The 26,820-nt window shown below is 66.6% G+C and carries 25 protein-coding genes; 12 read left to right on the top strand and 13 right to left on the bottom strand.

Annotated elements, in window-relative coordinates; genetic code table 11:
• Positions 1-187: 187 nt before the first annotated feature.
• The 3 genes from A6745_RS23855 to A6745_RS23845 all read right to left on the bottom strand — a co-directional run bounded on the left by A6745_RS23855 (position 188) and on the right by A6745_RS23845 (position 4,466).
• Positions 188-1,717, bottom strand: a complete 1,530-nt coding sequence (locus A6745_RS23855) for a PepSY domain-containing protein (protein WP_066132834.1) — start codon at positions 1,715-1,717, stop codon at positions 188-190.
• Positions 1,718-1,733: 16 nt separating this feature from the next.
• The gene (locus A6745_RS23850; RefSeq protein WP_066132830.1) at positions 1,734-3,869 is read right to left on the bottom strand and encodes a TonB-dependent receptor; all 2,136 of its coding nucleotides are present in this window, start codon (positions 3,867-3,869) and stop codon (positions 1,734-1,736) included.
• Between the two features lie 201 nt (positions 3,870-4,070).
• A complete protein-coding gene (locus A6745_RS23845; RefSeq protein ID WP_066132827.1) occupies positions 4,071-4,466 on the bottom strand; it encodes a DUF2946 family protein in 396 nt (131 codons plus the stop codon).
• Between the two features lie 257 nt (positions 4,467-4,723).
• Here A6745_RS23845 and A6745_RS23840 point away from each other — a divergent pair, with 257 nt between their 5' ends.
• Positions 4,724-6,187 (top strand): cryptochrome/photolyase family protein, encoded by a 1,464-nt coding sequence (locus A6745_RS23840; RefSeq protein ID WP_066132825.1) that lies wholly within the window; start codon positions 4,724-4,726, stop codon positions 6,185-6,187.
• A 20-nt stretch (positions 6,188-6,207) separates the two neighbouring features.
• Here the strand turns inward: A6745_RS23840 and A6745_RS23835 are convergent, their stop codons facing one another.
• From A6745_RS23835 to A6745_RS23815, 5 genes are all read right to left on the bottom strand, one after another.
• Entirely contained in the window at positions 6,208-7,503 is a 1,296-nt protein-coding gene (locus tag A6745_RS23835; RefSeq protein ID WP_066132822.1) for a DUF445 domain-containing protein, read from the bottom strand.
• Between the two features lie 112 nt (positions 7,504-7,615).
• A complete protein-coding gene (locus tag A6745_RS23830; protein WP_231886083.1) occupies positions 7,616-7,972 on the bottom strand; it encodes a YdcA family protein in 357 nt (118 codons plus the stop codon).
• 13 nt (positions 7,973-7,985) lie between these two features.
• Positions 7,986-10,418 carry a response regulator gene (locus A6745_RS23825; RefSeq protein ID WP_066132815.1) on the bottom strand — a complete coding sequence of 811 codons (2,433 nt, stop codon included), beginning with the start codon at positions 10,416-10,418 and terminating at the stop codon, positions 7,986-7,988.
• Positions 10,415-10,912: a response regulator gene (locus tag A6745_RS23820; RefSeq protein ID WP_231886082.1), complete on the bottom strand. Its 498-nt coding sequence runs from the start codon at positions 10,910-10,912 to the stop codon at positions 10,415-10,417. The genes A6745_RS23825 and A6745_RS23820 overlap by 4 nt, the downstream gene beginning before the upstream one ends.
• Before the next feature lie 7 nt (positions 10,913-10,919).
• Positions 10,920-13,142: an ATP-binding protein gene (locus tag A6745_RS23815; protein ID WP_197488224.1), complete on the bottom strand. Its 2,223-nt coding sequence runs from the start codon at positions 13,140-13,142 to the stop codon at positions 10,920-10,922.
• Between the two features lie 175 nt (positions 13,143-13,317).
• Between A6745_RS23815 and A6745_RS23810 the strand changes: the two genes are divergently transcribed.
• Positions 13,318-14,556, top strand: coding sequence for an alpha/beta hydrolase (locus A6745_RS23810; RefSeq protein ID WP_197488223.1), 1,239 nt, complete (start codon positions 13,318-13,320; stop codon positions 14,554-14,556).
• On the opposite strand, the gene A6745_RS23805 is transcribed toward A6745_RS23810, so the two are convergent.
• The 3 genes from A6745_RS23805 to A6745_RS23795 form a co-directional block, all read right to left on the bottom strand.
• Positions 14,489-15,157 (bottom strand): transposase, encoded by a 669-nt coding sequence (locus tag A6745_RS23805; RefSeq protein WP_066132809.1) that lies wholly within the window; start codon positions 15,155-15,157, stop codon positions 14,489-14,491. The genes A6745_RS23810 and A6745_RS23805 overlap by 68 nt on opposite strands.
• A gap of 440 nt (positions 15,158-15,597) precedes the next feature.
• On the bottom strand, positions 15,598-16,257 hold the full coding sequence (locus A6745_RS23800) for a thiopurine S-methyltransferase (protein ID WP_066132805.1): 660 nt from the start codon (positions 16,255-16,257) through the stop codon (positions 15,598-15,600).
• Positions 16,258-16,325: 68 nt separating this feature from the next.
• A complete protein-coding gene (locus tag A6745_RS23795; RefSeq protein ID WP_066133197.1) occupies positions 16,326-17,306 on the bottom strand; it encodes an aldo/keto reductase in 981 nt (326 codons plus the stop codon).
• A 156-nt stretch (positions 17,307-17,462) separates the two neighbouring features.
• Between A6745_RS23795 and A6745_RS23790 the strand changes: the two genes are divergently transcribed.
• The 5 genes from A6745_RS23790 to A6745_RS23770 all read left to right on the top strand — a co-directional run bounded on the left by A6745_RS23790 (position 17,463) and on the right by A6745_RS23770 (position 21,260).
• On the top strand, positions 17,463-18,047 hold the full coding sequence (locus tag A6745_RS23790) for a TetR/AcrR family transcriptional regulator (protein ID WP_066132802.1): 585 nt from the start codon (positions 17,463-17,465) through the stop codon (positions 18,045-18,047).
• Positions 18,048-18,098: 51 nt separating this feature from the next.
• Positions 18,099-18,578: a nuclear transport factor 2 family protein gene (locus A6745_RS23785; RefSeq protein ID WP_066132799.1), complete on the top strand. Its 480-nt coding sequence runs from the start codon at positions 18,099-18,101 to the stop codon at positions 18,576-18,578.
• Positions 18,579-18,719: 141 nt separating this feature from the next.
• The gene (locus A6745_RS23780) at positions 18,720-19,706 is read left to right on the top strand and encodes a diacylglycerol/lipid kinase family protein (RefSeq protein ID WP_066132796.1); all 987 of its coding nucleotides are present in this window, start codon (positions 18,720-18,722) and stop codon (positions 19,704-19,706) included.
• On the top strand, positions 19,703-20,500 hold the full coding sequence (locus A6745_RS23775) for a metallophosphoesterase family protein (protein WP_066132793.1): 798 nt from the start codon (positions 19,703-19,705) through the stop codon (positions 20,498-20,500). Before A6745_RS23780 ends, A6745_RS23775 begins: the two co-directional genes overlap by 4 nt.
• Before the next feature lie 7 nt (positions 20,501-20,507).
• A complete protein-coding gene (locus A6745_RS23770) occupies positions 20,508-21,260 on the top strand; it encodes a phosphatase PAP2 family protein (RefSeq protein ID WP_066132790.1) in 753 nt (250 codons plus the stop codon).
• 33 nt (positions 21,261-21,293) lie between these two features.
• Here A6745_RS23770 and A6745_RS23765 read toward each other — a convergent pair whose 3' ends face one another.
• Complete coding sequence (locus tag A6745_RS23765; protein ID WP_066132787.1) at positions 21,294-21,719, bottom strand: PaaI family thioesterase; 426 nt, start codon at positions 21,717-21,719, stop codon at positions 21,294-21,296.
• A complete protein-coding gene (locus tag A6745_RS23760; RefSeq protein WP_066132784.1) occupies positions 21,716-22,324 on the bottom strand; it encodes a TetR/AcrR family transcriptional regulator in 609 nt (202 codons plus the stop codon). The genes A6745_RS23765 and A6745_RS23760 overlap by 4 nt, the downstream gene beginning before the upstream one ends.
• 334 nt (positions 22,325-22,658) lie before the next feature.
• Between A6745_RS23760 and A6745_RS23755 the strand changes: the two genes are divergently transcribed.
• The 5 genes from A6745_RS23755 (at position 22,659) to A6745_RS23735 (ending at position 26,811) form a co-directional block, all read left to right on the top strand.
• Positions 22,659-23,765, top strand: coding sequence for a porin (locus A6745_RS23755; RefSeq protein ID WP_066132781.1), 1,107 nt, complete (start codon positions 22,659-22,661; stop codon positions 23,763-23,765).
• 189 nt (positions 23,766-23,954) lie between these two features.
• Positions 23,955-24,314 (top strand): NADH-quinone oxidoreductase subunit A, encoded by a 360-nt coding sequence (locus A6745_RS23750; RefSeq protein WP_066132778.1) that lies wholly within the window; start codon positions 23,955-23,957, stop codon positions 24,312-24,314.
• A gap of 48 nt (positions 24,315-24,362) precedes the next feature.
• On the top strand, positions 24,363-24,839 hold the full coding sequence (locus A6745_RS23745) for a NuoB/complex I 20 kDa subunit family protein (RefSeq protein WP_066132774.1): 477 nt from the start codon (positions 24,363-24,365) through the stop codon (positions 24,837-24,839).
• Positions 24,840-24,922: 83 nt separating this feature from the next.
• Positions 24,923-25,552 (top strand): NADH-quinone oxidoreductase subunit C, encoded by a 630-nt coding sequence (locus A6745_RS23740; RefSeq protein ID WP_156513519.1) that lies wholly within the window; start codon positions 24,923-24,925, stop codon positions 25,550-25,552.
• A 2-nt stretch (positions 25,553-25,554) separates the two neighbouring features.
• Positions 25,555-26,811, top strand: coding sequence for an NADH-quinone oxidoreductase subunit D (locus tag A6745_RS23735; RefSeq protein WP_066132768.1), 1,257 nt, complete (start codon positions 25,555-25,557; stop codon positions 26,809-26,811).
• The last annotated feature ends 9 nt before the right edge of the window (positions 26,812-26,820 follow it).

Raw genomic sequence — 26,820 nt, 5'->3', positions numbered from 1 at the left:
GGCATGCGCCGCCGTCGCCGCGGCGACCGACCTCTGGAATCAGGGGCTGGAGAGCATCCAGGCAGAGAGGTCGGCAGCGGCTTTACATGGGTAGGCGGGGCGGGGGAAAGTTCAGCGCGGATTGTAGGGCGAGGATCGCGATGGCGGCAAATCGGTCTGGCCCGAAGGGCATCCGCGCCGGCTATTGTCATGCCCTGCGGTGTCTTCCTCGTGACGCCGGCAGCCTGGAAAACCAGGTGCGCAGCCGCCGCCAGCCGATCACGATGCCGGTGAGGGAAATGATCAGGCCACCCAGGCTCAGCACGATCAGCGCGAGGTCGCGCAGCCGGCCATCCCGCAGCAGGGCGGGCGTATCCCAGCTGTGCAGGAAGTTGAACAGCCAGCGGCCCACGCGCTGCGAGCGGTCCAGGCTGGCCGCTACGTCGCCGGTCCGCAGGTCGATGTAGACGCGCGTGGCGCCCGCGTCGGCGAAGTCCAGGCGCAGCACGGGCAGGCCGCGCGGTTGCGCGCCGTTCATGGCTTCCGGCTGGCGCTGATAGTAGTAATTGTCGTAGCGGTCCAGCACCCGGTCGGCTGAAACCGGTGCGGCGAACAGCTTGCGCGCGGCCGGCAGCAACTGGCCCGCGGTCCATTGCGCAGCGATGCGGGCCTGACCGTGCCCGTTGTCCAGCACCAGCCGGCTGGCGCCCGCCGCGTCGTAGGCCAGTACGTAGGGCGTGCCGTCCAGCCGCCGCCATTGAAGCTCCACCGCCTGGAATCCCTGGTCGCCCAGCGCCCGCAGCATGCCGGCGGGATCCTGCAGCACGCCGTCGTTTCCGCCGCCGGGTCCGCCACGATAGGCCGCCACGTCAGGCCGGCCGTGCGCCGGGGAGAACACCCCCAGCGGATTCATGGACATCAGGCCGCTGAAGATCCACGTGAACAGGATGCCGCTGAACGCCAGCCCCACCACGTGGTGCCAGTGCATCCAGCCTTCGCGATACGGCGAGCGCGACCCGGATTTGTAGCGGCCCCGGAAGCGCCAGCGCCAGACGCCCACCACGATGCCGGTGCCCGCGCTGAGGGTACCGAAGGCCGACAGCACGATCACCGTCCATGACCACACAGGGTCGACTGGCTGGTTGCGGAACAGGTACAGCCAGTGCAGCCAGGCGCCGACGTAGTTCCAGCGCTGTTGCGCCAGGGGCGCGTCCATCACCACCTGGCCGGTGGCGGACGATACGTATAGCGTGCCCGGCTCGGGGCCTTGCAACTGTATGCGGTACAGGGGGCGGTGCGGGTCCAGCCCGCGCGAGTGGGTCCAGCGGTCCTCCCGGATTTCGTCCTGGCCGCGAATCGACGCGCCAGGCAGGAACGCCAGCGCGGCGGCCGCCGCACTGCCGGCGTCGACCGGCCGCGCCGGCAGTCCCGTCGTGGCGGAGTAGGCCCGAGGAACCCCTCGCGCATCGTCCTCCACGTAATACGGCTGGCCGCGTATGGACGTCAGCACCGCATGGGCGCCGCCGCCCGGCAATGCGGCGGGCGTCGCGCGGCAGTCCCGCGCGGACAACGCGGGCAGCGCGCCCAGCCGCTCCCAGGGCGTCAGCTTGGGATAGCCCACATACAGCATGACCACGCCGCTGGCGAACCACAACGCCATCAGCACGCAGCCGGCCACGCCGGTCCAGCGGTGCACCAGATACGTCAGCCGCCGGGCGCGCGCGCCGATGTCCGTCATGGCCGTCCCTCCCGGATCAGAAGCGGTGGTTCAGCGTCAGCTCGACGCGCCGGTCCGCGCCGTACAGCCATTGCGTGGACGTGTAATAGGCCGTGGTGAAATAGGCCCGGTTGAACACGTTGTAGCCGCGCAGGCTGACGGTGGTGTCGCGGCTCATGTCCCAGCGCAACGCCAGGTCGGTGGTGGTGTACGACGGCAGTTCCAGCGTGTTGGCGCTGTCGGCGTAGCGCTTGCCCACGTAGCGCAGGCCGCCCATCGCCGTCCAGCCCGCCTGGAAGTTCCAGCTCAGCCACAGGTTGGCCAGGCGTTCGGCCACGTTGGGCGGCACCTTGCCTTCGCGGGACACCGCCACGCCGCCGGCCGACTCGGTGAAGTCGTCGTACTTGGCGCGCAGCACGGTGGCGTTGGCTTCCAGCTTCCAGCCGGGCGCGAACGCCATCGCCAGCGAGGCCTCCAGCCCGCGCGACGATTGCTCGCCGACCTGCACCCGCAGGCTGGGATCGGCGGGGTCGCGCGTCAGCAGGTTGGACTTGCGGATGTGATAGGCCGCCAGCGTCCATTCGCCGCGGCCATTCCAGAAGCCCTGCTTGACACCCACCTCGACCTGCTTGCCGCGCGACATGTCGAAGTCGGCGTTCGACGGGCTGAGCATCAGCAGCCCGCCGACCGGATCGGCCGCCTCGGAGTACTGCGCGTAGACGGACAGCTCGGGCTGGATATCGTAGACCGTGCCCACGCGCCAGCCGATGTCCGAGTACGTGCGGTCCAGCACCTGCTGGCCGGCCACCAGGTCCTGCCGCCGCAGGCGCGCATGGTCGTAGCGCAGGCCGCCGATCACGCTCCACTGCCGGGTCAGCGCGAGGCGGTCCTCGGCGAACAGCGAGTATTGCCCGGCCTTGTTGCGGTAGCGCGGAATGAACGGGACGTCGCTGGCGAAATAACCGGGGTCGAAATCGTAGGGATCGACCGGGCCGCTGGTACCGACGTAGGTATTGTTCGTGTGCTTGAACGTGCTGTGGTTCACGTCGAAGCCCACCGACAGCGTGTTGTCCAGGCCGCCCAGCTTGCCCTTGAAGGTGGCGTCGGTGGTCAGGCCCGTCTGCGACTGGTCGTGCGAGATGGCGGTGTTGTCGGAGCGGTCGATCAGGCCCGCGGCCGGATCGTAGACATAGGCCTCGGCGTTGCGCCAGTCGCGCTTGCTGCCCACGTGGTACAGGCGCGTGCGCAGCGTGGTGGCGTCGTTGGGCGTCCAGGTCGCGTCCAGTTGCGTCCACTGGTCGCGAAAGCGCATGAAGCTGTCGCGCACGTTGTAGTTCTTGTCGCGCAGGGACTCCAGTTGCCGGCCATCCACCAGCGGCGTGCCGAAGTAGCGCATGGGCCGCTGGTAGCCGTAGGCATGGCTCAGCGTGAACGACAGGTCGGGCGTGGCGTCCCAGCGCAGGGCGCCCGAGAAGGTGGCGTCGCCCGAATCTCCACGGTCCACCCAGCCGGCCGTATGGTTGCCGCTGACGTCCAGGCGGTACGAGAGCTGGTCCGTCAGCGCGCCGCCGCTGCCCAGGCCCAGCCGCGCCGTGTCCTCGGTGCCCACGGTGGCCTGCACCTCGCTGCGTATCGGGCCTTGCGTGGGCTTCTTGGGCACGACGTTGACCACGCCGCCGATGGCGCCGTCGCCGTAGATCACCGACGCCGGGCCGCGCAGCACTTCGATGCGCTCGATCGACCAGGTGTCGAACGGAAACGTCACGCCCACGCCGCCGTATTGGCGCAGGCCGTCGTACAGGCGCATGACCGACGTGCTGTCGGTGAAACCGCGCGTGGACAGCGCGGACAGGCCATTGCCCGGATGCGGCATGGCGCTGATGGCGCCGGCGCGGCTGATGGCATCCGATACGTTGGCGTCGCCGCGGTCTTCCAGTTGCTGGCGCGTGATGATGTCCAGGCTGGCCGGCGTCTGCCGTGGCGTCAGGCCCAGATTGGAGCCCGTCGTGGCGGGCGCGTCCAGCGTGTCGTCGACGCGGTCCGCGCTGACCGACACGGGGGCGAGCAGGGCGGGCGTCTGGGCCTGGGCGGCGCAGGCGGCGAGCCCCAGCGTCAACGGTCCGGCCGTGCGCAACAAGGCCGCGCGCAGGCTGCCCGGAAAGGGAGAATGCATGATGTCGTTCCTGAATGCGGCGGGACGGCGGACACGGACGACACGGCGCTCGCCTGGCGACCGTGCTGGTCCGCCAGGCGCTCAACGACGCGCGCGCCGGCATTCGCGAGCCGCCTGTCTTGAAGGCGTTCGCGGTCCCGCGGGTTATCGGTGGGGAGATCGCGCCGGGCCCGCGCAAGCAGGCGGCCGGACGCGCGGCATTCAGGCGGCGACGGGGGGCGCGCGCGCCAGCGAGACGTTCCAGACCGGCGCGGCGCGCGGGGCGGGATCGTCGGCCACGACCAGGCGCAGATAGCGCACCAGGACCACCGCGACGTGCGGTGTTTCCGTGGTCGGAAGCAGGGAGGGCGAGTGGCACAACAGGCAATGGCCCGTTGCGCGGCTGGCGGAGGGCTTGTCCCCTTCGGAAGACTGGCCGTCGGTCAGGTCGATGGCGACGAATTCATGCGTGGCCGAATTGCAGAACTGCACCCACACCGTGCGCGCGACCGCACTCTTGCCACTGGCCAGCCCCAATGCGGGAACCAGCGAGGCATAGAGGAATGCGATCAGCAGGAGCCAGCACGACCGGCGTCGTGCCGAAAAGCTCAGGCCCATGGTGTGTCGTAATGGTAATGAGGCGTGCTTGACGCGGGAATTCTAGCAGCCATGCGCTGTTGCGCGCATGCCGCGGAATGTCGCACCGCAGCAGCGGCGCGATGGATGACGCTTGAAATTCGGGCATTGCGGCGCGGCTTGGCGTATGCGGTGGAATGGCTCGCCACGGCGTCCGGGCCCATGCCTTCCTGTACAGTGGAAGGCATCCCGCAGCCCTGCTTGCGCCGCTGCTTGCGCATCGCCTCTCCATTTTTCTCATGCCAGAAACCGCCGCCATTGCCCCCGCCATCGTCTGGTTCCGCGACGACCTGCGCCTGGCCGATCATCCTGCCCTGGCGCGCGCGGCCAAGTCCGGCGCGCCGCTGGTCTGCGTGTACGTGCTGGACGATCTCAATCCCGACATCCGTACCCTGGGAAGCGCGTCGCGCTGGTGGCTGCATCGCGCCTTGCAGGCGCTGGACACGGCGCTGGCCGAGCAGGGCGGTTCGTTGCTGCTGCTGCGTGGCGACGAGACACGCGCCATCGCCGGCCTGGCCGAATCCCTGGGCGCGGGCGCGGTGTACTGGAACCGCCGCTATGCGCTGGCGCAGCGCACGGTGGATGCGGGTTTGAAGGCGTCGTTGCGCCAACGGGGCCTGACCGTCGAGAGCGCGGGCGGCAGCCTGCTGTTCGAGCCCTGGGAGGTGCAGACCGGCTCGGGCGGCCCGTTCCGGGTATACACGCCGTTCTGGCGCGCCGCCTGCAAGCTGGGCAGCGTGGCGCCACCCTTGCCCGCGCCTGCGGGACTGTCCTTCGCGAGGCTGCCCGCCCAGTTGCCGATGCGCGCCACGCTGGAGGACCTGAAACTGCTGCCTCAGCCTCCCGAGCCCGATTGGGCCGGTGGCATGCGCGACGCCTGGACGGGCGGCGAAGCCGCGGCAACGGAGCGCCTGACCCATTTCCTGGCGCGCGGTCTGCACGGCTACGCGGAAGGCCGCGACCGCCCCGATCAGCCCGCCACCAGCCGCCTGTCGCCCTACCTGCGCTTCGGCGAGGTGTCGCCGCGCCAGGCCTGGCATGCGGTTCAGGCGGCCGAGGGCAGCGGCCGCGAGAAATTCCTGGCCGAACTGGGATGGCGCGAGTTCTGCTACAGCCTGCTTTACCACTATCCCGATCTGCCCACGCGCAACTTCCGCCGCGAGTTCGACGACATGCCCTGGCGCGACGATCCCGCGGGCGTCAGCGCCTGGCAGCGCGGCCAGACGGGTTATCCGCTGGTGGATGCGGGCATGCGCGAACTGTGGACCACCGGCTGGATGCACAACCGCGTGCGCATGGTGGTGGCCTCGTTCCTGGTCAAGCACCTGCTGGTCGACTGGCGCGTGGGCGAGGCCTGGTTCTGGGACACCCTGGTCGATGCCGATCCGGCCAGCAATGTGGCCAACTGGCAGTGGGTGGCCGGTTGCGGCGCCGATGCCGCGCCGTATTTCCGCGTCTTCAATCCCATCCTGCAGGGCACGAAGTTCGATCCCAAGGGCGACTACGTGCGGCGTTGGGTGCCCGAGCTGGCCGGCTTGCCGGCTGCGGTGATCCACGAACCCTGGAAGGCCTCGGCCGGGCAACTGTCGGCCGCCGGCGTGAAGCTGGGCCGCGACTATCCCGAGCCCATCATCGTTCACGAAGACGGGCGCAAGCGGGCGCTGGCGGCGTTCGCGACGCTGACGGGCAAGGACAGCGCCTGATCATCCTGGTGGGCGGCGGGTCAGCCCGCCAGGTACGCCACCAGGTGCATCAGGCCATACAGCAGGCCGCCGATCAGCGCCCCGACGAAGGTGCCGCTCAGGCGTATCGACTGCAGGTCGCTGCCCAGGTTCAGTTCCAGCTGGCTGGTCAGTTCCTCGGCGCTCCAGGCCTGGACCCGGGCCACGATGAAGCGCCGGATCTTCTCCCGGTATTCTTCCACCAGCGGCTCCACCGTCTCGGTCACCCAGCCGTTGAACCAGGCTTTCATCTCGGGCTGCCCATCGATGCGCTTGCCCAGCGTCAGCGAGGCCTTGAACAGCGCGGCTCGCACTTCCGACTCATCGCGCGCCAGGTCCTCGCGCAGCCAGTCCAGCGCGCCGCGCCAGATGTCCTGGATGTACCGCGACAGTTCATGGTTCTCCAGCACGCGGTCGCGGAACAGGTCGATGCGGGCGCGCAGCGCCGCGTCGGTGCGCAGCCGCGCGATGAAGCGGGGAATGTTTCTTTCCAGTTTCACGCGAAGCTCATGGTCCTGGTCCCGCGCCATGTCGAGGAACAGCTGGCGCATGCCGGCCGCGACCTTGTCCGCGATGTTCTCGGCCACGGGCTTGTCCAGCCGCACCCAGCGCATCACCGACCACAGTTCTTCCGCGATCTTCTGCGCCAGTACGCCTCGCGCCGTGGGCGCGCCGGGGATGTCCGCGATGTCGCGCAGCAGGCGGTCCATCGCTTCCTGGTGGCGGCCGTCCTTGGTCAGCACGGTCAGCAGGCGCGCCAGCAGGTCCGGTACGTCCAGCTTGCCCAGCTTCTCCTTGGCATTGGCGCGGATGAAGTCCTGCAGCTCGTCGCTATCGAGCAGGGCCACCAGCCTCGGTGCGTGGCGCACCACGAAATCGGCCAGCCGCGCGGCCGATTCCGGCCGGGAAAGCGCCTGCACCAGCCGCTGCGCGGGATCGAAGGCGCGCAGGCGTTCCAGCACCTGTTCCTTGCCCAGGAAATGATCGCAGATGAAGTCGGCCAGGCTGGCGCCGATCCGGTCCTTGTTGCGGGGGATGATGGCGGTGTGGGGCAGCCAGCGCAGTCCGAGCGGATGCCGGAACAGCGCGGTCACGGCGAACCAGTCGGCCAGGCCGCCCACCATGGCCGCTTCGGCCATGGCCGCCAGCGCGCCGAGGTAGAGGTTCTGGTGCCCCGGGTCCAGCGCGGTCAGTCCGACGAACACCAGGCAGGCGCCCAGCAGGCTCAGCGTGGCCGTGCGCTTCTTGCGGCGCAATTTCCGCTGGCGGTCGCTCAGGTCGGAAGTCGTCTTGGGCATGGCGTCGCCGGAAGTCTGCATCGTCGTCTAAGGTCTGTCTTGGCGAGGTGGCGTCAGGCGCGTGATGGCGCCACCTGTTGTGGCGGCGGAGGATGAGGCCGCAGTGCGTATCCTACTTGCGCAGATAGCGCTTGCCGCCGTTGGCCGTCACGCAATACTGGCCGCCGCGAGGGCCGGTGCAGAAGCGGTTGTCGGCGCACGTGCAGTCGTTGCCCGAGGCCGACGCCTTGGGCGATGCGGGCTCGGCAGCCAGCCGCGCCGTGCCGGTGTAGGCAGGGCACGACCTCATGCTGGCGCTGGCCGAGCCGTCGTTGCAGATGAAGGTATCGCCCTCGCAGTGCGAGATGCCGCCCTTGCTGCCCGAGCAAGGCTTGTTTGCGGCCCCGGCCGCCATGGACGCGAATGCCAGCGCGGCGGCCATGAGCAACGCTGGGAAATGCCGCCATCCTCTCGCGTCGCGATGGAGCATGGCGGCTTTCCTTTCAGCCCTGCGAAGCGGCGCCCACGCCCAGTCCGCGCAGCGCATCGCCCAGCTGCGCGAACTGGTACGGCTTCTGTACCGAGGCCAGGCGGGGGTGCGGCGGCAGTTCGTCCTGGGGCACGACAGCGCCGCTGGCGATGACGATGGCCAGGTCGGGATAGCGTTGGGTCAGCGCGCGCAGCAGGTCCTCCCCCTTCATGTCGGGCAGGCCCATGTCGACGATGGCGCCTTCGAAGGCGCCGGGCTCGGCTTCCAGCAGGCGCAGCGCCTCGCCGCCGGTGGCGGCTTCGGCAACGTCGAAGCCCAGGTCTTCCAGGCCATCCATCGCCAGCATGCGGATCAGGTCTTCGTCCTCGACCAGCAGGATGCGCGAGGGGCCTTCAGGCGCGGCGTCGGGCGCCTGGCGGTCCAGGATGTCGCGGATACGGTTGGCCAGGTCCACGAACGAGAAGGGCTTGGGCAGCAGGTCGACGCCCGGCGGCAACTGCCCGCCATGCGTCAGCGCGCCTTCCGCGTATCCCGAGGTATACAGCACGGGCAGGCCGGGACGCAGCGCGCGCGCCGCTTCGGCCAGTTCGCGTCCGTTCATGCCCTTGGGCAGGCCGACGTCGGTGAAGACCAGCGAGATGTCCGGGTGGCGTCCGATCTGTTCCAGCGCCTCGGGGCCATCGGAGGCTTCGTGCACCACGTAGCCCAGGTCTTGCAGGATGCGGGTGGAATGCACGCGCACGCCGGTGTTGTCTTCCACCACCAGCACGACTTCGCCAGGGCGCGCCCCGCGGGCCTCGCCGTCGTGGATGATCTCGGCCTCGGGCAGGCCGGCCGTGTTCTGGCGCGGCAGGTACAGGTGCACCGTGGTGCCCGCGCCCAGCGTGCTGTCGATCTGCACGTGTCCGCCGGACTGCTTCACGAAACCATACACCTGGCTCAGGCCCAGGCCGGTGCCCACGCCGATGTCCTTGGTGGTGAAGAAGGGTTCGAACACCTTGTCCAGCAGTTCGGGCGGAATGCCCGTGCCGGTGTCGCCCAGGCTGATGCACACATACTGGCCCGGCAACAGGCCATTGGCCTGGGCATGGCCGATGCCGACCTCGGCATTGCCGGTGCGGATGCTGATGACGCCGCCGTCGGGCATGGCATCGCGCGCGTTCACCGCCAGGTTCACCAGCGCGCTTTCCAGCATGTGGGGGTCGATCAGCGTGTCCCACAGGTCGGCGGACAGTTCGGTGCGCACTTCGACGTGCTCGCCCAGGGTGCGCGACAGGATTTCGATGGTGTCGGAGACCAGGCTGTTCAGGTCGATGCGGCGCGGCTGCAGCGGCTGGCGCCGCGCGAACGACAGCAGCCGCTGCGTCAGCGCCGCCGCGCGCTGCGCCCCCAGCTTGGCGTGGGCCAGCGCCGTGGCCGTGCGGCCCGGCGCCTGGGTTAGCGTGCGTTCCAGCGTTTCCAGGTTGCCCAGGATGACGGTCAGGAAGTTGTTGAAGTCGTGCGCCACGCCACCGGTCAGTTGGCCGAAGGCCTCCATCTTCTGCGCCTGGCGCAGTTGTTCCTCGGCGCTGCGGGCGGCGCTTTCCGCGTCGGCGCGCTGCTGCATTTCCTGCAGCAGGCGTTCGTTGGTACGCAGCAGTTCGGCCGTGCGGGCCGCCACCATGTGTTCGAGTTCGTCGCGGGCGCGCTTGGCGTCCGTGATGTCGACGTTGGTGCCCAGCAGCCCCAGGACGCGTCCGGCGGCATCCATTCGCGGCACGCCCTTGCAGTGCAGCCAGCGCAGGTCGCCGTGGCGGTCCAACACGCGCATTTCCATCTGGAACTCGCGCCGCTCGCGCGTGGCGCGCTGCATGAGGTCGAGCACCAGCGGCAGGTCGCGGCCGTCGATCGCCTGTTGCCAGCCCTGGCCCAGCATGGCGCCGGGAGGCTGGCCGAACAGGTCTTCGAAGTAGCGGTTGGTGAAGATCATCTCGCCCTGTTCATCGGTCTCCCAGATCAGGGCGGGGGCGCTGTCGGACAGGGTGCGGAAACGCTCTTCGCTGTCGCGCAGGGCCTCCTCGGCGCACTTGCGGGCGCGCCGGTCTTCGGCTTCGAGCAGGGCGCGGCGAGCGGCGGAGCCCAAACGCTCCAGGCGCTCTTTCAACACGTAGTCGGTGGCGCCTTCCTTCATGGCCTTCACGCCGACTTCCTCGCCGATGATGCCGGATACGAAGATGAAAGGCACTTCCGGCGCCAGTTCGGCCGCCATGCGTTGCGCGGCCCAGCCGTCGATGTCGGGCAGCGAGAAATCGGACACCACCAGCGTGATGCCCCCCTGGCGCAGGCGCGCCTCGTACGATTGCCGTGTGCTGGCACGCTGCACGGCAACGCCGGGCAGCGCTTCGCCGAGCTGATACAGGATCAGCTCGGCATCCAGGTCGTCGTCCTCCAGGATCAGAACACTCACGGCTCGTCCGCAATCCTGCGTTTGCTTTTCGTTGCGCCGCGTTCACGGTGCATGGGAGGCGGCTGATTCAGGATGGCCCAGAACATGCCCAGGTTGCGGATCGCCTCGAAGAATTCCGTGAATTCGACCGGTTTGACCACGAACGAATTCACGCCCAGGCGATAGCTGCGCACCACGTCGCGTTCTTCGCGCGATGAGGTCAGCATGACCACGGGGATTTGCTGCTGCAGGGGATCCGCCTTCAGGCGCGAAAGGACTTCGAGCCCGTCGATCTTGGGCAGCTTCAGGTCGAGCAGGATGACGGCCGGGTCACCCGGCGGGCGAGAGGCATGGACGCCCTTGCGATATACGTAATCCAGGGCCTCGGCGCCATCGCGCACGACCACGACCTCGTTGGCGATATTGCACTGCGCGAGCGCGGCCAGCGTCAGTTCGACGTCATTGGCGCTGTCTTCCACCAGTAGGATGGGACGCAGGTCCTTCATTTTTTCCATTTAAGACTCATTGAGCGGGAAGCGCAAAAGAAAATCGGGCACCTTGGTTGACGGCGCCTTCGCCCTTGATCCAGCCGCCATGCTTCTCGACGATCCGCTTCGATAGCGCCAGGCCAATGCCCGTGCCTTCGAAGTCGTCGTGATGGTGCAGGCGCTGGAATACGCCGAACAGCTTGCCGACATAGGCCATGTCGAAGCCGACGCCATTATCTTCGATGCAGAAGATGGTGCTGGAGCCGCTGTCCGATCCGGTGATGCGTATGACGGGAGACTCGGTCGTACTGGAATACTTGACCGCATTCTCCATCAGGTTGTACCAGACTTGCCGGATGTACTTCGGATCGCCATAGCCGGGAGGAAGCGGCGAGATGTTCCACCTGGGGCGTGCGTCGGGCAGGCTCAGTTCCACGGCCTGCCTGACCTCGGCAACCATCTTGTTCATGTCCAACGTCTGCGGGGCCAGCGCCGCGCGGCCCAGGTGCGAGAAACGCAGCAGGTCGTCCACCAGGCGTCCCGCCGTCACGGCGGCGCGCACGATGTTGTCGATGTAGTGCGTGGACGTGTCGTCCAGGTCGCCTTCGCGGCGCTTGAGCAGCTCGGCGAACCCGGCGATGTGCCGGAACGGCGCGCGCAGGTCGTGCGACACCGAATACGAGAAGGACTCTAGCTCGACGTTGCTGCGCTGCAGTTGCTCGGTCAGCTCGGCGCGTTCTTCCGCCCGCTTGAGGATGAGGTTGACCACGACGTTGCGGAAGTCCGTCAGCGCGTCGCATTCGGAGCGGCGCCAGGGAAGGGCGCGGTTGCTCACCTGTTCCTGCCAGATGTCGAAGGATTTGCGCGGATGCAGGCGGCCCGATACCGGATCCAGCGATTTATGGGGATTGCCGCGCCAGCTGACGGTACGTATCTTCTGCGGCCGGAACCACAGCAGGAAGCTTTGATGCACCTGCGAGATGGACGCCGCCGCCAGGCCGCTGGCGACGTCGGCGAAGGCCTCGGCGCCGGGGCAATGCTGCGCCAGGTGTTCGGTGCTGTAGGTCTGGTCCACGCCCTGGTCCGCCAGCCAGTCGACGATCTGGCTGATCTGGCTCTCGGACGGCGTGTTGCCCACCGTGTAGATCTGGTCCTGCCAGACCAGCGCGGCGCCCTGGGCCTGCAGCAGCGACATCCAGGCGGGGGAGCGCTCCTTGAAGCCCTCCTGCAGGCTCTGCGAACGCGCCAGCAGGTCGACCAGTTCGACCTCGACCTTCTTCAGTTCGATGCGGTGGGTGTGCTCGGAGATGCGTTCGTTGGCGCCCAGCTGCTGCGCCAGGATACGGCCGAGCAGTTCGCTGGCCGCGCGTACCTGCGGCTGCACATGGTGCGGCGCGGCGCTGTGGCACGACAGCAGGCCCCACAGTTCGCCGTCGATCACCAGCGAGACGGACATGGACGAGTGCGTGCCCATGTTGCGCATGTATTCGACGTGGATGGGCGACACGCTGCGCCACGTCGCATAGGTCAGGTCCACCGGCTGCCGTTGCGGCCCGATGAAGGCGGGTTCCAGCGGCACCGGCACGTAGCTGGAGTCGGGAATCAGCCGCACGCGGTTCAGGCAATACAGCTGCCGCGCCTGCGTCGGGATGTCCGAGGCGGGGAAGCGGTGGTTCATGTACACCGGCAATACGCCGTTGTTGTCCTCGGCGACCACCGTGCCATGGCCGTCCGCGTCGAAGCGGTAGACCAGCACGCGGTCGAAGCCGGTCAGGCGGCGCAGTTCGGCCGAGGCGCGTTGCAGGATGACTTCCGGATCACCCGAGGGATCCAGGTCGTCCAGGAACGAGCGCAACTGCGGATACAGGGCGTCGAGCGTGGTGTGGCGGTGCGCGTCGACGGCCTCGAATTCGACCAGCAGGCCCTGCGGGCTGCGCGAGCCGGACATGTACAGGTGGCGGTCCTGCACGCGGATGTTGGCGCTGAGGGTCTGGCTTTCGCCCTCCGACCATTCGCGGATGGCATCCAGCGCGCTATTCCAGCCTTCGTCGCCATTATGCGAAAGCGGTTCGCCCTGGGTAATGGACAATCCAGTGACTTCGGCGCAGTTGACGCTGGCGCTGATGACGCATTGGTCATGCGCGGCGAGCAGGAGCAGCGCCCCGAACGGCTGTATGGCGCCGGGAATGCGTATGGGCTCCTGTGCGCACTGATCCAGATTCAGGTCAGCCGTGGACGAAGTTCCTAGTTCTTGCACCGTTGCCAGACCCTTTTTTCTGTTGGACATTGCACGTACTGTCAGAGGATAACACCCCATAGATGGCACCAATGACGTGGGTTACATCTGTGTTTCCGGGGGGGGGCCGGCCCTCGGGACGCCCCGCGATGTTGCCTATACTGGCGGCATCCAACTGCTCGCCGGCGCCGCTTACGTGCACAGATTCATTCTCGGCAAGGTTTCCCGTCTTCTCCGTTTGCCCACGCTGGGGCTGGCGCTGTCCTTGCTGGCCGGCTGCGCGGCCACGCACCAGCCCATGGGGCCCGCCGTGCAGCCCCCCCGCCTGGAAGACCAGGCCCTGGTGACGCCCGACGGCGTGCCGCTGCCGTTGCGCCAGTGGCTGCCCCCGGGGCCCCCGCGGGCCGCCATCCTGGCGCTGCACGGCATGAACGATTATTCGAATGCATTCGCCCAGCCCGCCGAGTACTGGGCGCGGCAGGGCATCGCCACCTATGCCTACGACCAGCGCGGCTTCGGCCGGGCGCCGCAACCGGGTATCTGGTCGGACACCGAGACCATGGTGGCCGACCTGAACGCCGCCGTGGACGCCATCCACGTCCGCCTGCCGGGCGTGCCGCTCTATGTGCTGGGTGAAAGCATGGGCGGCGCCGTCATCGTCGCGGCGCTGGCGCAACCGGGCCCCGGCGGAAAGCCGCTGGCCCGGCGCATCGATGGCGCGATCCTGTCGGCGCCCGCGCTGTGGGGCCGCCAGACCATGAATGCGTTCTACCGGCTGACGCTGTGGGCGGCCTACCGGACTTTCCCCGGCATGGCGCTGGAGCCCCCCGCCGGCCTGAAGATCGTGCCTTCGGACAACGGCGAGATGCTGCGTGCCCTGGGGCGCGATCCCCTGGTGCTCAAGCGCACGCGCATCGATGCCGTCAGCGGGCTGGTCGACCTGATGACCACCGCCTACGACGATCTGGACCGCTTGCCGCACGATGTGCCGGTGCTGGTGCTGTACGGCCAGCACGAGCAGGTGCTGGACCGTAAATCGGTCTCTGACGCGCTGGCCCGCCTGGACGCGATGCGGGCAGTCATGCCGGTGCGCCAGGCCATTTATGCGCGGGGTTATCACATGCTGCTGCGCGACCGTTGCGCCGCCACGGTCTGGAGCGACGTGGCGTCGTGGGTGGGCGCTACTGGCGCGCCGCTGCCCAGCGGCGCTGACCGGACTGCCTGGATCGAGGACAAGGACAAGGGCCAGGCGTGCCTGGCCGGGGCTGGCGGGGAGACGGGCTCGCAGGCAGGCAATGGCCTGCAAGCGCCGGCCGCCACGCCCGACGAGGGGCGTTTTCCGCCCGTGCCCTTGCCCAGGACTGACGTCAGGCTTCGGGCTGGATCGCCTGCTGTCCCACCCGTACGCGCCATGCTTCGAGCAAGGCCAGGTTGATGTGGAAGTCGTGGGTGGCCGATGCCTGCCTCGACGCTGCGGCAAGGGTGATCAGTTCGTTCAACAGTCCGACGATTTCGCGTTGAGACAGCAGCAGGGCAAAGGCGTCTTCCATGACATGGCGCGCCCAGATGGGCTGGCTGAGATCGAAGCCGACGAACCAGCGGTACAGCAGATTGTGGTTGATCTGTTCGTGAAGAATGGCGTCGGACGGAATCGAATACAGGATACGGATGAGCAGAGCGCGCACCAGCGGCTCCGCGGGAACGCGCATCTTGTTTGCGCGCATTGCCGCTTCAAGCAGGGTATTGGCCTCGTCCAGCCGGGCGTTGATGGAGTCGCGGAGCAGACCCAGGATATGTCCCTCGGGAAGAAACTGCTCGATTTTCGGATGGCGGGCCCAGGTCGCGTGCCCCACCAGCCAGATGACGGGCGATTTGTATCGCCAAACGCATACCGGGGCATATTCCGCTTCCGCGATGTACGAGGCGAATTTGCTATAGAACTCGCTCATTTTCACGTGGCGGACGCCGATGGGCGATCCCGCGTCGGGCCGATGCACGGGAAGGGCGGTTTGGTTCGAGTCTGGCGTAATCGACATAGATTCCTCGCAGCGCATGAAGCCATGCGTTCGTCCGCCTGCGCTTTGCCGGCCTTGGGGCCGCTCAGGGGGCAGAAAAAAGCGCATTGCCATAAGAAGGCGGGTGCGCCAAATATAAAGAAATTTATGCGATAAATTCGTATCTGTTAAATGAAATTTCTTTGTCTCCCGGAAACGGCCGGATGCGGTGAAGGCGGGCAGGTTTTTCCGTTATTTTCCCGGGTTATTAACGGATCTGTAATTTTGCCTTGCTAAGCCTGCTCGGTGTTTGTGCGAGGCAAGAGGCTGAAATGTAAATGAGGTCCGCACCATAATGAGGGCAACAAGCGGGCGGAGGTGCGGGAAAGCCTTTCGAGAAACGCCTTTTTCCAGCGCGGTTTCCGAGGCGCGCCCGCCCTGATTGCCGTCGTCACGCTGGCGCGTGCGTTTCAGGCCCGCGGTCAGCCCTTGCGGCCCAGCCGGTATACCAGCGTCTCGAGCCGCGTCAAGCCGCGCTCGGCGAATTTCGGTTCTTTTTCCAGCGTGTCACGCCGGTAAACCTGTTCGGCCACGCTGTGCGGGCCGTACAGTGCCTGCACCTCGGCATCGTTTACCGAAAAGGGCGGGCCATCCATCTGTTGCTGGGGATAATCCAGCGTGACCAGCAGGCCCGCATAGTCGTCAGGCAATTGGCTGTAAATGTGCTGCACGTACGATGCGCGCATTTCAGGGGGCAGGGCGATCAGCGCCGCGCGGTCGAAGACGCCGCGGCAATCCGCCAGCGTTTGCGCGTCCAGCGCGAAAATATCGCCGCAAACGATTTCGATGTCGCCCGCCACATAATGCGTGCCCGCGGCGGACTCATGAATGGCGGCTTGCAGGCCCTGTTCTTCGAAGAACTGCTCGACGGCCAGCGGCGACAGTTCCACACCCAGCACGCGCAACCCCTGGTCGGCCAGCCAGCGCATGTCCAGCGATTTTCCGCAAAGCGGCACCAGCACGCGGCTGCCGCGCGGCACGGACAGCAGGGGCCAATAACGTTCCAGCGGCGGAGTGACCCGTGCCTGATGAAAATTCGTGTGTCCGTCGCGCCAGCGTTCCAACCAGAATTCCGCTTCCATGCCACGCCTCGTTATAGGTAGATGGAAGGCCGTGACGGCCCTCGGTAAACGGTATTGTAGGGATGGGCTCAGTTGAATCCCGCTACGGCATGCGGCACGTAGGGGGATTCCAACTGGGCGATTTCCTCGTCGCTCAACACCAGCGACAGCGAGGCGATCGCGTCGGCCAGGTGCTGCGGCTTGGACGCGCCGATGATCGGCGCCGTCACGCCGCGCTTCTGCCGCACCCAGGCCAGCGCCACCTGCGCGCGAGGCACGCCACGGGCCTCGGCCACCTCGCCGACGCGGTCGATGACCGCGCTATCCGCCTGCGCGGTCCGGTCGTACAGCTTGCCGCCGTAGACGTCCGTTTCCACGCGCGCGGTGATCTCGCCCGCGGGGCGGGTCAGGCGGCCGCGCGCCAGCGGGCTCCACGGGATGACGGCCACGCCCTGGTCCACGCACAGCGGCAGCATTTCGCGCTCTTCCTCGCGGTACAGCAGGTTCAGGTGGTTCTGCATGCTGGAGAAGGGCGTCCAGCCATGCTCCCGGGCCAGGTATTGCGCCTTGGAAAACTGCCACGCGTGCATTGACGACGCGCCGATGTAGCGTGCCTTGCCGGCCTTGACGACGTCGTGCAGCGCCTCGAGCGTTTCCTCGATGGGCGTGCCGTAGTCCCAGCGATGGATTTGATAAAGGTCGACATAGTCGGTGCCCAGCCTGCGCAGGCTGTTGTCGATCTCGGCCAGTATCGCCTTGCGCGACAGGCCCATGCCGTTGGGGCCGGGCCGCATGCGGTTGTACACCTTGGTGGCCAGCACGACGTCCTCGCGGCGTGCGAAATCCTTGATCGCGCGGCCCACGATTTCCTCGGACGTGCCGTCGGAATAGGTGTTGGCGGTATCCAGGAAATTGATGCCCGCCTCCAACGCCTGGCGGATCAAGGGACGGCTCCGGACCTCATCCAGGGTCCAGCTGTGCGCGCCGCGGTCGGCCGCGCCGTAGGTCATGCAGCCCAGGCAAAGCTGCGAGACCTCCAATCCTGTTGAACCGAATTTCACGTATTTCATGGCCGGGGCGGATGACATCGGGAAACTCCTGCGCTGGGGGATGCGGGTGAGAGGAAGCCTCACTGTAAATCAGCGCGGCCGGGTGCGGCGTTGACAAGCAGAGAATGATCGTTCTATCGTGCGCCGTATGCCGAGAACGATCATTCTCCCATTGCCATGAAGCCCGACGCCTCTCTCTCCGATTCCCAGATCCGCCTGCTCGATGCCACCGAACAACTGGTCTATGCCGACGGCATCCGTGCCACGGGCATGGACAGCATCGTCAAGACGTCGGGCGTGGCCCGCAAAAGTATCTACCGGCATTACGCCAACAAGGACGAACTGGTGGCGGCCGCGCTGCGGCGGCGCGACGAGCGCTGGATGCAGTGGTTCATCGACGAGACGTCCAGCCCCGCCGACCCCATGGACCGTCTGCTGTCCATGTTCCCGGCGTTGCAGCGCTGGTTCGAATCGCCGGGCTTTCACGGCTGCGCCTTCATCAATGCCGCGGGTGAAATCGGCGACGCCGGTCACCCCATCCGCGTGGTATCCCGCCTGCACAAACAGCGGCTGTACGACTATGTGCGTGAACTGGCTGGCGGCTGCATGCTGGCCGATCCCGACGACGTGGCCAGGCAATTGCTGGTGCTGATCGACGGCGCCATCGCCGTGGCGCTGGTCATGGGCGATCCGTCCTGCGCGGCCAGCGCGGGCCGCGCGGCGCGCACGCTGCTGGCGTCGGCGGCGTCCAGGACTTGCTAGTTTTCCACCCCGATCTTTCCTCTTTACGCCGTTTTCTTCCAGGAGCAAACCATGTCGAACCCGAGTGAAATCCGCCCGCCCGTGCCCCCGTTCACGCGCGAAACCGCCATCCAGAAAGTCCGCCTGGCCGAGGATGGCTGGAACAGCCGCGACGCCGCCAAGGTGGCGCTGGCCTACAGTCTGGATACCCGATGGCGCAACCGCGCCGAGTTCGCGAACAACCGCGACGAGGCGCGCGCGTTTCTCGAACGCAAGTGGGCCAAGGAACTGGATTACCGGCTGATCAAGGAACTGTGGGCCTTCACCGGGAACCGCATCGCGGTGCGTTACGCCTATGAATGGCACGACGACTCGGGAAACTGGTTCCGTTCGTATGGCAACGAGAACTGGGAGTTCAACCCGGATGGCCTGATGGTGAATCGCTACGCCTGCATCAACGACAAACCCATCGCCGAATCCGAGCGCAAGTTCCGCTGGCCGCTGGGGCGCCGGCCCGACGATCATCCCGGACTTTCCGAACTTGGTCTGTAAGGCCCAAGGGACGATTGGCGCGGCGGCGGCTGGGGCCTTTTCTTCGTGGAATTTGCTTTTTGATTCAAGGGTTGCGGCTGGTTGCCTGTTCGGCCTGCACGTGCCTTGCGGCCTTGCCTGGGCTTCGGTATCTTCCCTCGCATGATTCCCGATCCGCAGGGCACCGCCCGGGGCATGGCCCCGCTCACCGGCCAAGAGCCGTTCTTCATCGTCTGGAACCAGGGGTCGGGCCGCAATGACGCTGAACTCGTGCGTTCGACCATCCAGAAAGTGTTGGACGAGGCCGGCCGCACCTACGAGCTGATTGCCGTCGACGACGGCGCCAAGCTGCCGGACATCGCGCGCCGCGCGGTCGAGGCCGCGCGCGCCCGGGGCGGCGTCGTGGTGGCTTGCGGGGGCGACGGCACCTTGAATGCCGTGGCGCGCGCCGTGCTGGGCAGCGGCGTGCCGTTCGGCATCCTGCCCCAGGGCACGTTCAATTACTTCGGTCGCGCCTACGGCATTCCGCAGGATACCGAGATCGCCACGCGTGGCCTGATCGGCGCGCATCTGGAACCCGTGCAGGTCGGCCTGCTCAACGGGCAGGCCTTCCTGGTCAATGCCAGCCTGGGCCTGTATCCGCAATTGCTCGAAGACCGGGAGGCGTACAAGCAGCGCTATGGCCGCAGCCGCCTGGTGGCGCTGTGGTCGGCCATTGTCACCCTGCTGCGCGGCGGGCATCGCCGGCTGGCCCTGCACCTGGACAGTGGCGAAGTGCAGGGCGTGATCCGCACGCCCACGCTGGTGGTGGGCAACAATGCGCTGCAATTGCGGCAGATCGGCATTCCGCAGGCCGAGGAACTCGAGCGCGGCAAGCTGATGGCCATGACCGCCAAGCCGGTGGGATCGCTGGCCCTGTATGGCCTGCTGCTGCGCGGCCTGCTCAGCCGCCTGGGAGAAGCGGAGAACGTCATCAGCTTCCCCTTCGAAAGCATGACCGTCCGGCTGGGCAAGCGGCGGCGCCGCGGCATCAAGGTCGCCATGGACGGCGAGATCTGCTGGATGCAAGCGCCCCTGGAATTCCGCGTCTCGCCCGAGCCGCTGATGATGCTCGTGCCTGCCGAGGAGCACCGGGTGGAAGTGGCATGACGGTCGTCCTGCACATTACCGACACGCATTTCGGCACCGAGGTACCCGAGGTAGTGCAGGCCCTGCTGGCGCTTGCCGCGGGGCAGAAACCCGATCTCGTCCTGCTCAGCGGCGACATCACCCAGCGTGCGCGCCGCAACCAGTTCGCCGCGGCGCGCCGTTTCATCGAGGCGCTGCAACTGCCGGTGCTGGCCGTGCCCGGCAACCACGACATTCCCCTGTACAACGTGTTCGCGCGCCTGCTGAACCCCTACGGGAACTATCGGCGCGCCCTGGGTCCGGTGCTGGAGCCTTCCTACGAAGACGAACGCCTGCTGGTCCTGGGCGTGAACAGCACCCGGCCGCGCCGCCACAAGGATGGCGAGGTGTCGCCTGCGCAGGTACGGCGCGTGGCGCAGCGGCTGCGCGCCGGCCAGCCACGACAATTGAAGGTGGTGATGCTGCATCATCCCGTACGCGCCATCGAACCCACGGACGTGGCCAATCTGCTGATCGGCCGCGAACTGGCCGTGCCGCAGTGGGTGGACGCCGGCGTGGACCTGATCCTTGGCGGCCACATCCATTTGCCGTACGTGGTGCCCGTACTGGGTTCCGCAGGCGAATCCGGACGCCGTGCGTGGGCGGTGCAGGCCGGCACCGCCGTGTCGCATCGGGTGCGCGGCAGCGTGCCGAACTCGGTCAACCTGATCCGCCACGAATCCCTGGACGGCGTCATGCGCTGCGAACTCGAACGCTGGGATTTCCAGGCGGAGCAGGGCGCCTTTGCCTGCATCCACGCCACGCCGCTCGGGTGATTGCGCCATGGACCCGATAGCCGCCTGGGTCGCGGATCACGCACTGATGCTGTTCCTGACGCTGCCGGCCTTGTCCGCGGCGGCGGCGCTGGCCATCTGGCGCCTGGCGGCGGCCCTGCCGGCGGGGCGCCGCCGCATTGCGCTTTACGCGGGCCTGGCGTGCGGCATGGCCGTCTTGTTCACGGGGCTCGCGTTGTCGGTGCGCGGGCAGGGCGGCCTGGTGATGTTCGACATGCTGCTCGCCCGGCACCTGGGCGCCTCGGTGGCGCCGCGCGCGCTGTGGGCGCTGTCGTGGTTCACCCACTTGGGGGACCGGGATTTCCTGACGGTGGTGGCGGTGGGGATGACCTCGTTGCTGCTGCTGCGCCGGCAATGGCTGCTGGGCGCAGGATGCGTGGCCGCGACCCTTGGGGGAGGGCTGCTCAACCTGTTCCTCAAGAGCGCCTTCCAAAGGGAGCGGCCCGTTTTCGAACATGAGTACGCGGCCGTGTCGGGCTGGAGTTTCCCCAGTGGGCATGCATCTGCCGCCATGGCCGTCTATGGGATGGCCTGCTATCTGCTGTTGCGTGTGCTGCCCACGCCCTGGCGCCCCGCCTGCGTGGCGGGCGCCGCCGCGCTGATCATGGGTATCGGCATCAGCCGGGTCCTGCTGCAGGTGCATTACGCCAGCGACGTGGTGGCCGGGTTTGCGGTCACGGCGCTATGGCTTGCATTGTGCGTGGCGGTGGTCGAGCGTCGCCTGGGACCGGCGCGAGGCTGATCGGCGCACGCCGTCATGCCGGGCGAATACGGCTCAGGCTTTGGGCACCGACCACGTGCTGACCACGTGCGCCACGGGTTCACCGCCTTGTTCCGGATACAGCATCGCTTCCCCCGCCGTCAGGCGGCCGGTCTTGAACAGGCGGGCCTGCGCATGCACCGCGCCCGGAGGGCTCTTGCGCAGGAAATTCACGGTCAGGCTGGCGGTGACGGCTTCGGGCTGCCCGGTGGCGCCCACCACGGCGGCGTACAGGGCCAGATCGGCCAACCCCATCAACATGGGGCCCGCGACGATGCCGCCCAGGCGCTGATGGCCGTCGCTGGCGGGCAGCACCGCATGGGCGGTGCCGTGGCCGATGTCGACGATGTCGATGCCCAGCACTTGCGCGAACGGGTGCTGCTCTTGCAGCAGGCGCCGGAAGTCGGCCACGCTGATGCGGGCGGGGGTGGGGCTGTTCATGGCTGGCGTTGCTCCAGGGTGTCGCAGAATTGGTCCAGCAGGGGCTGGGCTTGTTGGTTCAACGATTTGAGCCGCCGCGTGTGGAACAGCAGCAGGAGGCCCATCAGGTAGGTGAAGACGTTCATCTGCTCCAGCCGTGCGGTGGACGCGTGCATCGCCCCTTGGGCGGCCAGGCCGCCGCCCAGTTCGTCGATGCAGGCCGCAAGCCGCCCATTCAGATCCTCGTCCGTTTCCCGGCCCAGGCCGTGGGGTCCCATGCCCTGGAACAGATACATGCCCAGAGAGAACTCGGTCTGGCGCTGCGCGTAATAGTCGAAAAAGGCCTGTATCACGTGCCGGGGGCGGGTGGCGGCCTGCCGCTCTTGCGCCAGGTGGCGCCGCAGCCGATCGAGCGAATCGCGCAGCAGGGCGGCGTAGATCGCCTCCTTGCCCGGGAAGCAGGGGTAGATGGCGCCGGTCGTGCAGCCGGCCTCCCTGGCGATGGCCCGCATGGTGGCCGCGGGCAGTCCGTCGCGGGCGAACACCCGTTGGGCGGCGTCCAGAATGGCCTGCCGGCGTGGGGGGATCAGGGGGGCGGTTGAAGGGGCGGGGGGCAAATCCGGCATGGACGAGGGGCGAATGTGCGGGCGACTTGATGTGAATAACAATGTTATCTGATCGGGAAGCTTGCAGCAGCCTGTTTGCCGCGCCATGAGCTGATGCGGGTTTTCCCTAGAAAAACAGGCACATGGCGCGGCTTCCTCGGGCAGTATCTGCTCACCTTGGGCGCGTGTGTTGCACGTTTCCAACAGGAGTGCCGGAAAGCACGGTTTTTCGGGCTTGCAACGTAGCCAGTCCTGCCGATTTTTGATGCAATAGCGTCAACTTCCCTTCGCGGAGTTAGGGGGGCGGCAAGTTAGATCGCTGCTCTTGTCACTCAAATCAACGGAGATTTCTTCAATGAAAAAGACTCTGCTCGCAGCCGCCCTGCTCGCCGGCTTCGCTGGCATTGCCCAGGCTGAAACCTCGGTGACGCTGTACGGCATCATCGACACCGGTATCGGCTACAACAAGATCGATACCCCGGCCTACGATCACAGCCGCATCGGCATGATCAACGGCGTGCAAAACGGCTCGCGCTGGGGTCTGCGTGGTACCGAGGATCTGGGTGGCGGCCTGCGTGCTGTCTTCCAACTGGAATCGGGTTTCGACTCCAGCACCGGTAACTCGGCTCAAGGTGGTCGTCTGTTCGGTCGCCAAGCCACGGTCGGCCTGGCCAGCGACAGCTGGGGCCAACTGGACTTCGGTCGCCAGACCAACATCGCGTCGAAGTTCTTCGGCTCGATCGACCCGTTCGGCGCCGGCTTCGCCCAAGCCAACATCGGCCACGCCTTCAGCGCTGCCAACACCAACCGCTACGACAACATGGTCCTGTATCAGACCCCGTCGTTCGGTGGCTTCCAGATCGGCGCCGGCTACTCGTTCAACGTGAACGGTTCGGGCAACTTCGCCACGGCCGAGAACACCCGTGCGATCACCGCTGGCGCTCGTTACGCCAACGGCCCGCTGCAAATCGCTCTGGCCTTCGACCAACTGAATGCCTCGGCCGCTGCCAGCCAAGCCACCCAGGATGCCACGCCGCGTCAGTACACGATCGGCGCTTCGTACGACTTTGAAGTCGTGAAGCTGGCCCTGGCCTACGCTCGCACCGAAGACGGCTGGTTCGCTGGTCAAGGTCCTGGCGCCCCGACCGGTGGCGTTCCCGGCACGACCTCGTACCCGACCTACAGCTTTGCTGATGGCTTCCGCGCCAACTCGTACATGGTCGGCCTGACCGCTCCCCTGGGCGCGGCGACCAGCCTGTTCGGTTCGTGGCAGCGTATCGATCCCAAGAACGACGCCCTGACCGGCGGCGAAGAAACCTCCAACGTCTGGAGCTTGGGCGCCACGTACAACCTGTCGAAGCGCACCAACCTGTACGTGTACGGTTCGTACGCCAAGGACGCGCTGTTCATCGACGACGCCAAGAGCACCGCTGCTGGCGTGGGCATCCGCCACCGCTTCTAATCGAATGCAGGGCGCAAGCCCTGCCTCGATTGGCACGGCATGAGCGGGCTTCGGTCCGTTCGTTGAAAAAGCCACCCTTTGGGTGGCTTTTTCCATGTATGGAATAGTGCCTTGTCGTTACCGGGTTCAGGGCTGAGTAACCAGTTGAATGCTACAATCTGAAGGTTTGAGCATTTGACGGACGCTTCAATGAACCTGCAACAGTACTTCCCCGTCCTGCTGTTTATCGTAGTGGCAACCCTGATCGGGTTTGCCCTGTTGACGGCGGGTTCTCTGCTAGGGCCGCGGCGTCCGTACGCCGAAAAGCTCTCGCCCTATGAGTGCGGCTTCGAGGCTTTCGAAGACGCCCGCATGAAGTTCGATGTGCGCTATTACCTGGTCGCCATCCTCTTCATCCTGTTCGACCTGGAAATCGCGTTCTTGTTCCCATGGGCCATCGCCCAGGGCACGGTCGGCCTCGTCGGATTCTGGACGGTCATGGTCTTCCTGACCGTGCTGACGGTGGGCTTCATCTACGAATGGAAAAAGGGCGCGCTCGACTGGGAATGACCGGGGCCATCCCCGCACTTACCCACCAGCTCGCCATCAGGGACCAAAATGGCTATAGACGGCATTCTCAAGCAAGGTTTCATCACCACCAGCGCCGACAAGTTCATCAACTGGGCAAAAACCGGTTCGATGTGGCCCATGACCTTCGGTCTGGCCTGTTGCGCGGTCGAGATGATGCACGCCGGCGCGGCGCGCTATGACCTTGACCAATTCGGCATCATTTTCCGCCCCAGTCCCCGCCAATCCGATCTGATGATCGTGGCCGGCACGCTGTGCAACAAGATGGCTCCCGCCCTGCGCAAGGTCTACGACCAGATGCCTGAACCGCGCTGGGTCGTTTCCATGGGCTCCTGTGCCAATGGCGGCGGCTACTACCACTACTCGTATTCGGTGGTGCGTGGCTGTGATCGCATCGTGCCGGTCGATGTCTACGTTCCGGGTTGCCCTCCCACGGCCGAGGCGCTGGTCTATGGTCTGCTGCAGATGCAGAACAAGATCCGCCTGACCAACACCATCGCGCGCTAGCCGCGCCCCGTAGTTGCCAGGCGGTTGCCGCCGTTCGCAAGAACCGGCGGCGGCGAACTGTGTATCGGTTTATCTATGCGTACATGATGATGACCAGGCTCGAAACCCTGAAAACCCATTTGCAGGCCGCATTCGGCCAGGAAGCCGCGCTGACTGAGGCGCTGGGCGAACTGACCCTCGAAGTGCCGGCCGAGCAGTGGTTCTCCGCTTGCACCAAGCTGCGCACCGATCCCGGCCTGCGCTTCGAAAGCTGTATCGACCTCTCCGGCGTCGACTATCTCACCTGGGGCAACGGCACCCGTACCCAGCGCGACGCGCAGGCCGGCACGCCGCCGCGCGGCCGCTACGCCGTCGTGATCCACCTGCTGTCCATCGAGCACAACTGGCGTCTGCGCGTGCGCACCTTCGCCACCGACGACGAGTTCCCCGTCGTGGCCTCGCTGGTCGAGTGCTGGCCGGGCGTCAACTGGTACGAGCGCGAGACGTTCGACCTGTACGGCATCATTTTCGAAGGCCACCCCGACCTGCGCCGCATCCTGACGGACTATGGCTTCATCGGCCATCCGTTCCGCAAGGACTTCCCGCTGTCTGGCACGGTCGAGATGCGCTACGACCCCGAGCAGAAGCGCGTCATCTACCAGCCGGTCACGATCGATCCGCGCGAGATCACCCCGCGCGTCGTGCGTGAAGACTCCTACGGCATGGGGCGTTAATCATGGCAGAAATCAAGAACTACACGCTCAACTTCGGTCCGCAGCACCCGGCCGCGCACGGTGTGCTGCGCCTAGTGCTCGAACTGGACGGCGAAGTCATCCAGCGCGCCGACCCGCACATCGGCCTGCTGCACCGTGCCACCGAAAAGCTGGCCGAGCACAAGACCTTCATCCAGGCGCTGCCCTACATGGACCGCCTGGACTACGTCTCGATGATGTGCAACGAGCACGCCTACGTCATGGCCATCGAGAAGCTGCTGGGTGTCGAGCCGCCGCTGCGCGCGCAATACATCCGCGTGATGTTCGATGAAGTCACGCGCATCCTGAACCACCTGATGTCCCTGGGTTCGCACGCGCTGGACGTGGGCGCCATGGCGGTCTTCCTGTATGCCTTCCGCGAGCGCGAAGACCTGATGGACGCCTACGAGGCCGTCTCGGGCGCCCGCATGCACGCGGCCTACTACCGTCCGGGCGGTGTCTACCGCGACCTGCCCGACGCCATGCCGCAGTTCCAGAACACCAACAAGTACCGCAGCGAGAAGGACGTCCGCGCGATCAACGACGCGCGCTCCGGTTCGCTGCTGGACTTCCTGGAAGACTTCACCAACCGCTTCCCCGCCTGCGTCGACGAGTACGAAACCCTGCTCACCGACAACCGCATCTGGAAGCAGCGCCTGGTCGGCATCGGCGTGGTCGATCCCGATCGCGCCAAGGCGCTGGGCTTCACCGGCCCGATGCTGCGTGGTTCGGGCGTGGCCTGGGACCTGCGCAAGACGCAACCCTACGAAGTCTATGACCTGGTCGACTTCGACGTGCCGGTCGGCGTCAATGGCGACTGCTACGATCGCTATCTGGTCCGCGTGGCCGAGCTGCGCGAAAGCAACCGCATCATCCGCCAGTGCATCGAGTGGCTGCGCAACAATCCCGGCCCGGTCATGGTCGAGAACCACAAGGTCGCGCCGCCCAGCCGCACGGCCATGAAGACCAACATGGAAGAGCTGATCCACCACTTCAAGCTCTTCACCGAAGGCTTCCACGTGCCCCCGGGCGAGGCCTATGCCTCGGTCGAGCACCCGAAGGGCGAGTTCGGCATCTATCTGGTGTCCGACGGCGCCAACAAACCGTACCGCCTGAAGATCCGCGCGCCCGGTTTCGCCCACCTGCAATCCCTCGATGAAATGTCGCGCGGCCACATGATCGCCGACGCCGTCACCATCATCGGTACGCAGGACATCGTTTTCGGCGAGATCGACCGCTGACGGCCCGCC

The sequence above is a fragment of the Bordetella ansorpii genome, from assembly GCF_900078705.1.
Taxonomy (GTDB): domain Bacteria; phylum Pseudomonadota; class Gammaproteobacteria; order Burkholderiales; family Burkholderiaceae_B; genus Bordetella; species Bordetella ansorpii_A.
The sequence above is the reverse complement of the archived record's forward strand: the minus strand, read 5'-3'. Positions and strand labels throughout refer to the sequence as shown.

What these genes read in the sequence shown, in the direction of transcription:
- A6745_RS23855 (WP_066132834.1), bottom strand. Translation starts at nt 1,717, where the DNA reads ATGACGGACATCGGCGCGCGCGCCCGGCGGCTGACGTATCTGGTGCAC.
- A6745_RS23850 (WP_066132830.1), bottom strand. Translation starts at nt 3,869, where the DNA reads ATGCATTCTCCCTTTCCGGGCAGCCTGCGCGCGGCCTTGTTGCGCACG.
- A6745_RS23845 (WP_066132827.1), bottom strand. Translation starts at nt 4,466, where the DNA reads ATGGGCCTGAGCTTTTCGGCACGACGCCGGTCGTGCTGGCTCCTGCTG.
- A6745_RS23840 (WP_066132825.1), top strand. Translation starts at nt 4,724, where the DNA reads ATGCCAGAAACCGCCGCCATTGCCCCCGCCATCGTCTGGTTCCGCGAC.
- A6745_RS23835 (WP_066132822.1), bottom strand. Translation starts at nt 7,503, where the DNA reads ATGCCCAAGACGACTTCCGACCTGAGCGACCGCCAGCGGAAATTGCGC.
- A6745_RS23830 (WP_231886083.1), bottom strand. Translation starts at nt 7,972, where the DNA reads ATGCTCCATCGCGACGCGAGAGGATGGCGGCATTTCCCAGCGTTGCTC.
- A6745_RS23820 (WP_231886082.1), bottom strand. Translation starts at nt 10,912, where the DNA reads ATGGAAAAAATGAAGGACCTGCGTCCCATCCTACTGGTGGAAGACAGC.
- A6745_RS23805 (WP_066132809.1), bottom strand. Translation starts at nt 15,157, where the DNA reads ATGTCGATTACGCCAGACTCGAACCAAACCGCCCTTCCCGTGCATCGG.
- A6745_RS23800 (WP_066132805.1), bottom strand. Translation starts at nt 16,257, where the DNA reads ATGGAAGCGGAATTCTGGTTGGAACGCTGGCGCGACGGACACACGAAT.
- A6745_RS23795 (WP_066133197.1), bottom strand. Translation starts at nt 17,306, where the DNA reads ATGAAATACGTGAAATTCGGTTCAACAGGATTGGAGGTCTCGCAGCTT.
- A6745_RS23790 (WP_066132802.1), top strand. Translation starts at nt 17,463, where the DNA reads ATGAAGCCCGACGCCTCTCTCTCCGATTCCCAGATCCGCCTGCTCGAT.
- A6745_RS23785 (WP_066132799.1), top strand. Translation starts at nt 18,099, where the DNA reads ATGTCGAACCCGAGTGAAATCCGCCCGCCCGTGCCCCCGTTCACGCGC.
- A6745_RS23780 (WP_066132796.1), top strand. Translation starts at nt 18,720, where the DNA reads ATGATTCCCGATCCGCAGGGCACCGCCCGGGGCATGGCCCCGCTCACC.
- A6745_RS23775 (WP_066132793.1), top strand. Translation starts at nt 19,703, where the DNA reads ATGACGGTCGTCCTGCACATTACCGACACGCATTTCGGCACCGAGGTA.
- A6745_RS23770 (WP_066132790.1), top strand. Translation starts at nt 20,508, where the DNA reads ATGGACCCGATAGCCGCCTGGGTCGCGGATCACGCACTGATGCTGTTC.
- A6745_RS23765 (WP_066132787.1), bottom strand. Translation starts at nt 21,719, where the DNA reads ATGAACAGCCCCACCCCCGCCCGCATCAGCGTGGCCGACTTCCGGCGC.
- A6745_RS23760 (WP_066132784.1), bottom strand. Translation starts at nt 22,324, where the DNA reads ATGCCGGATTTGCCCCCCGCCCCTTCAACCGCCCCCCTGATCCCCCCA.
- A6745_RS23755 (WP_066132781.1), top strand. Translation starts at nt 22,659, where the DNA reads ATGAAAAAGACTCTGCTCGCAGCCGCCCTGCTCGCCGGCTTCGCTGGC.
- A6745_RS23750 (WP_066132778.1), top strand. Translation starts at nt 23,955, where the DNA reads ATGAACCTGCAACAGTACTTCCCCGTCCTGCTGTTTATCGTAGTGGCA.
- A6745_RS23745 (WP_066132774.1), top strand. Translation starts at nt 24,363, where the DNA reads ATGGCTATAGACGGCATTCTCAAGCAAGGTTTCATCACCACCAGCGCC.
- A6745_RS23740 (WP_156513519.1), top strand. Translation starts at nt 24,923, where the DNA reads ATGATGATGACCAGGCTCGAAACCCTGAAAACCCATTTGCAGGCCGCA.
- A6745_RS23735 (WP_066132768.1), top strand. Translation starts at nt 25,555, where the DNA reads ATGGCAGAAATCAAGAACTACACGCTCAACTTCGGTCCGCAGCACCCG.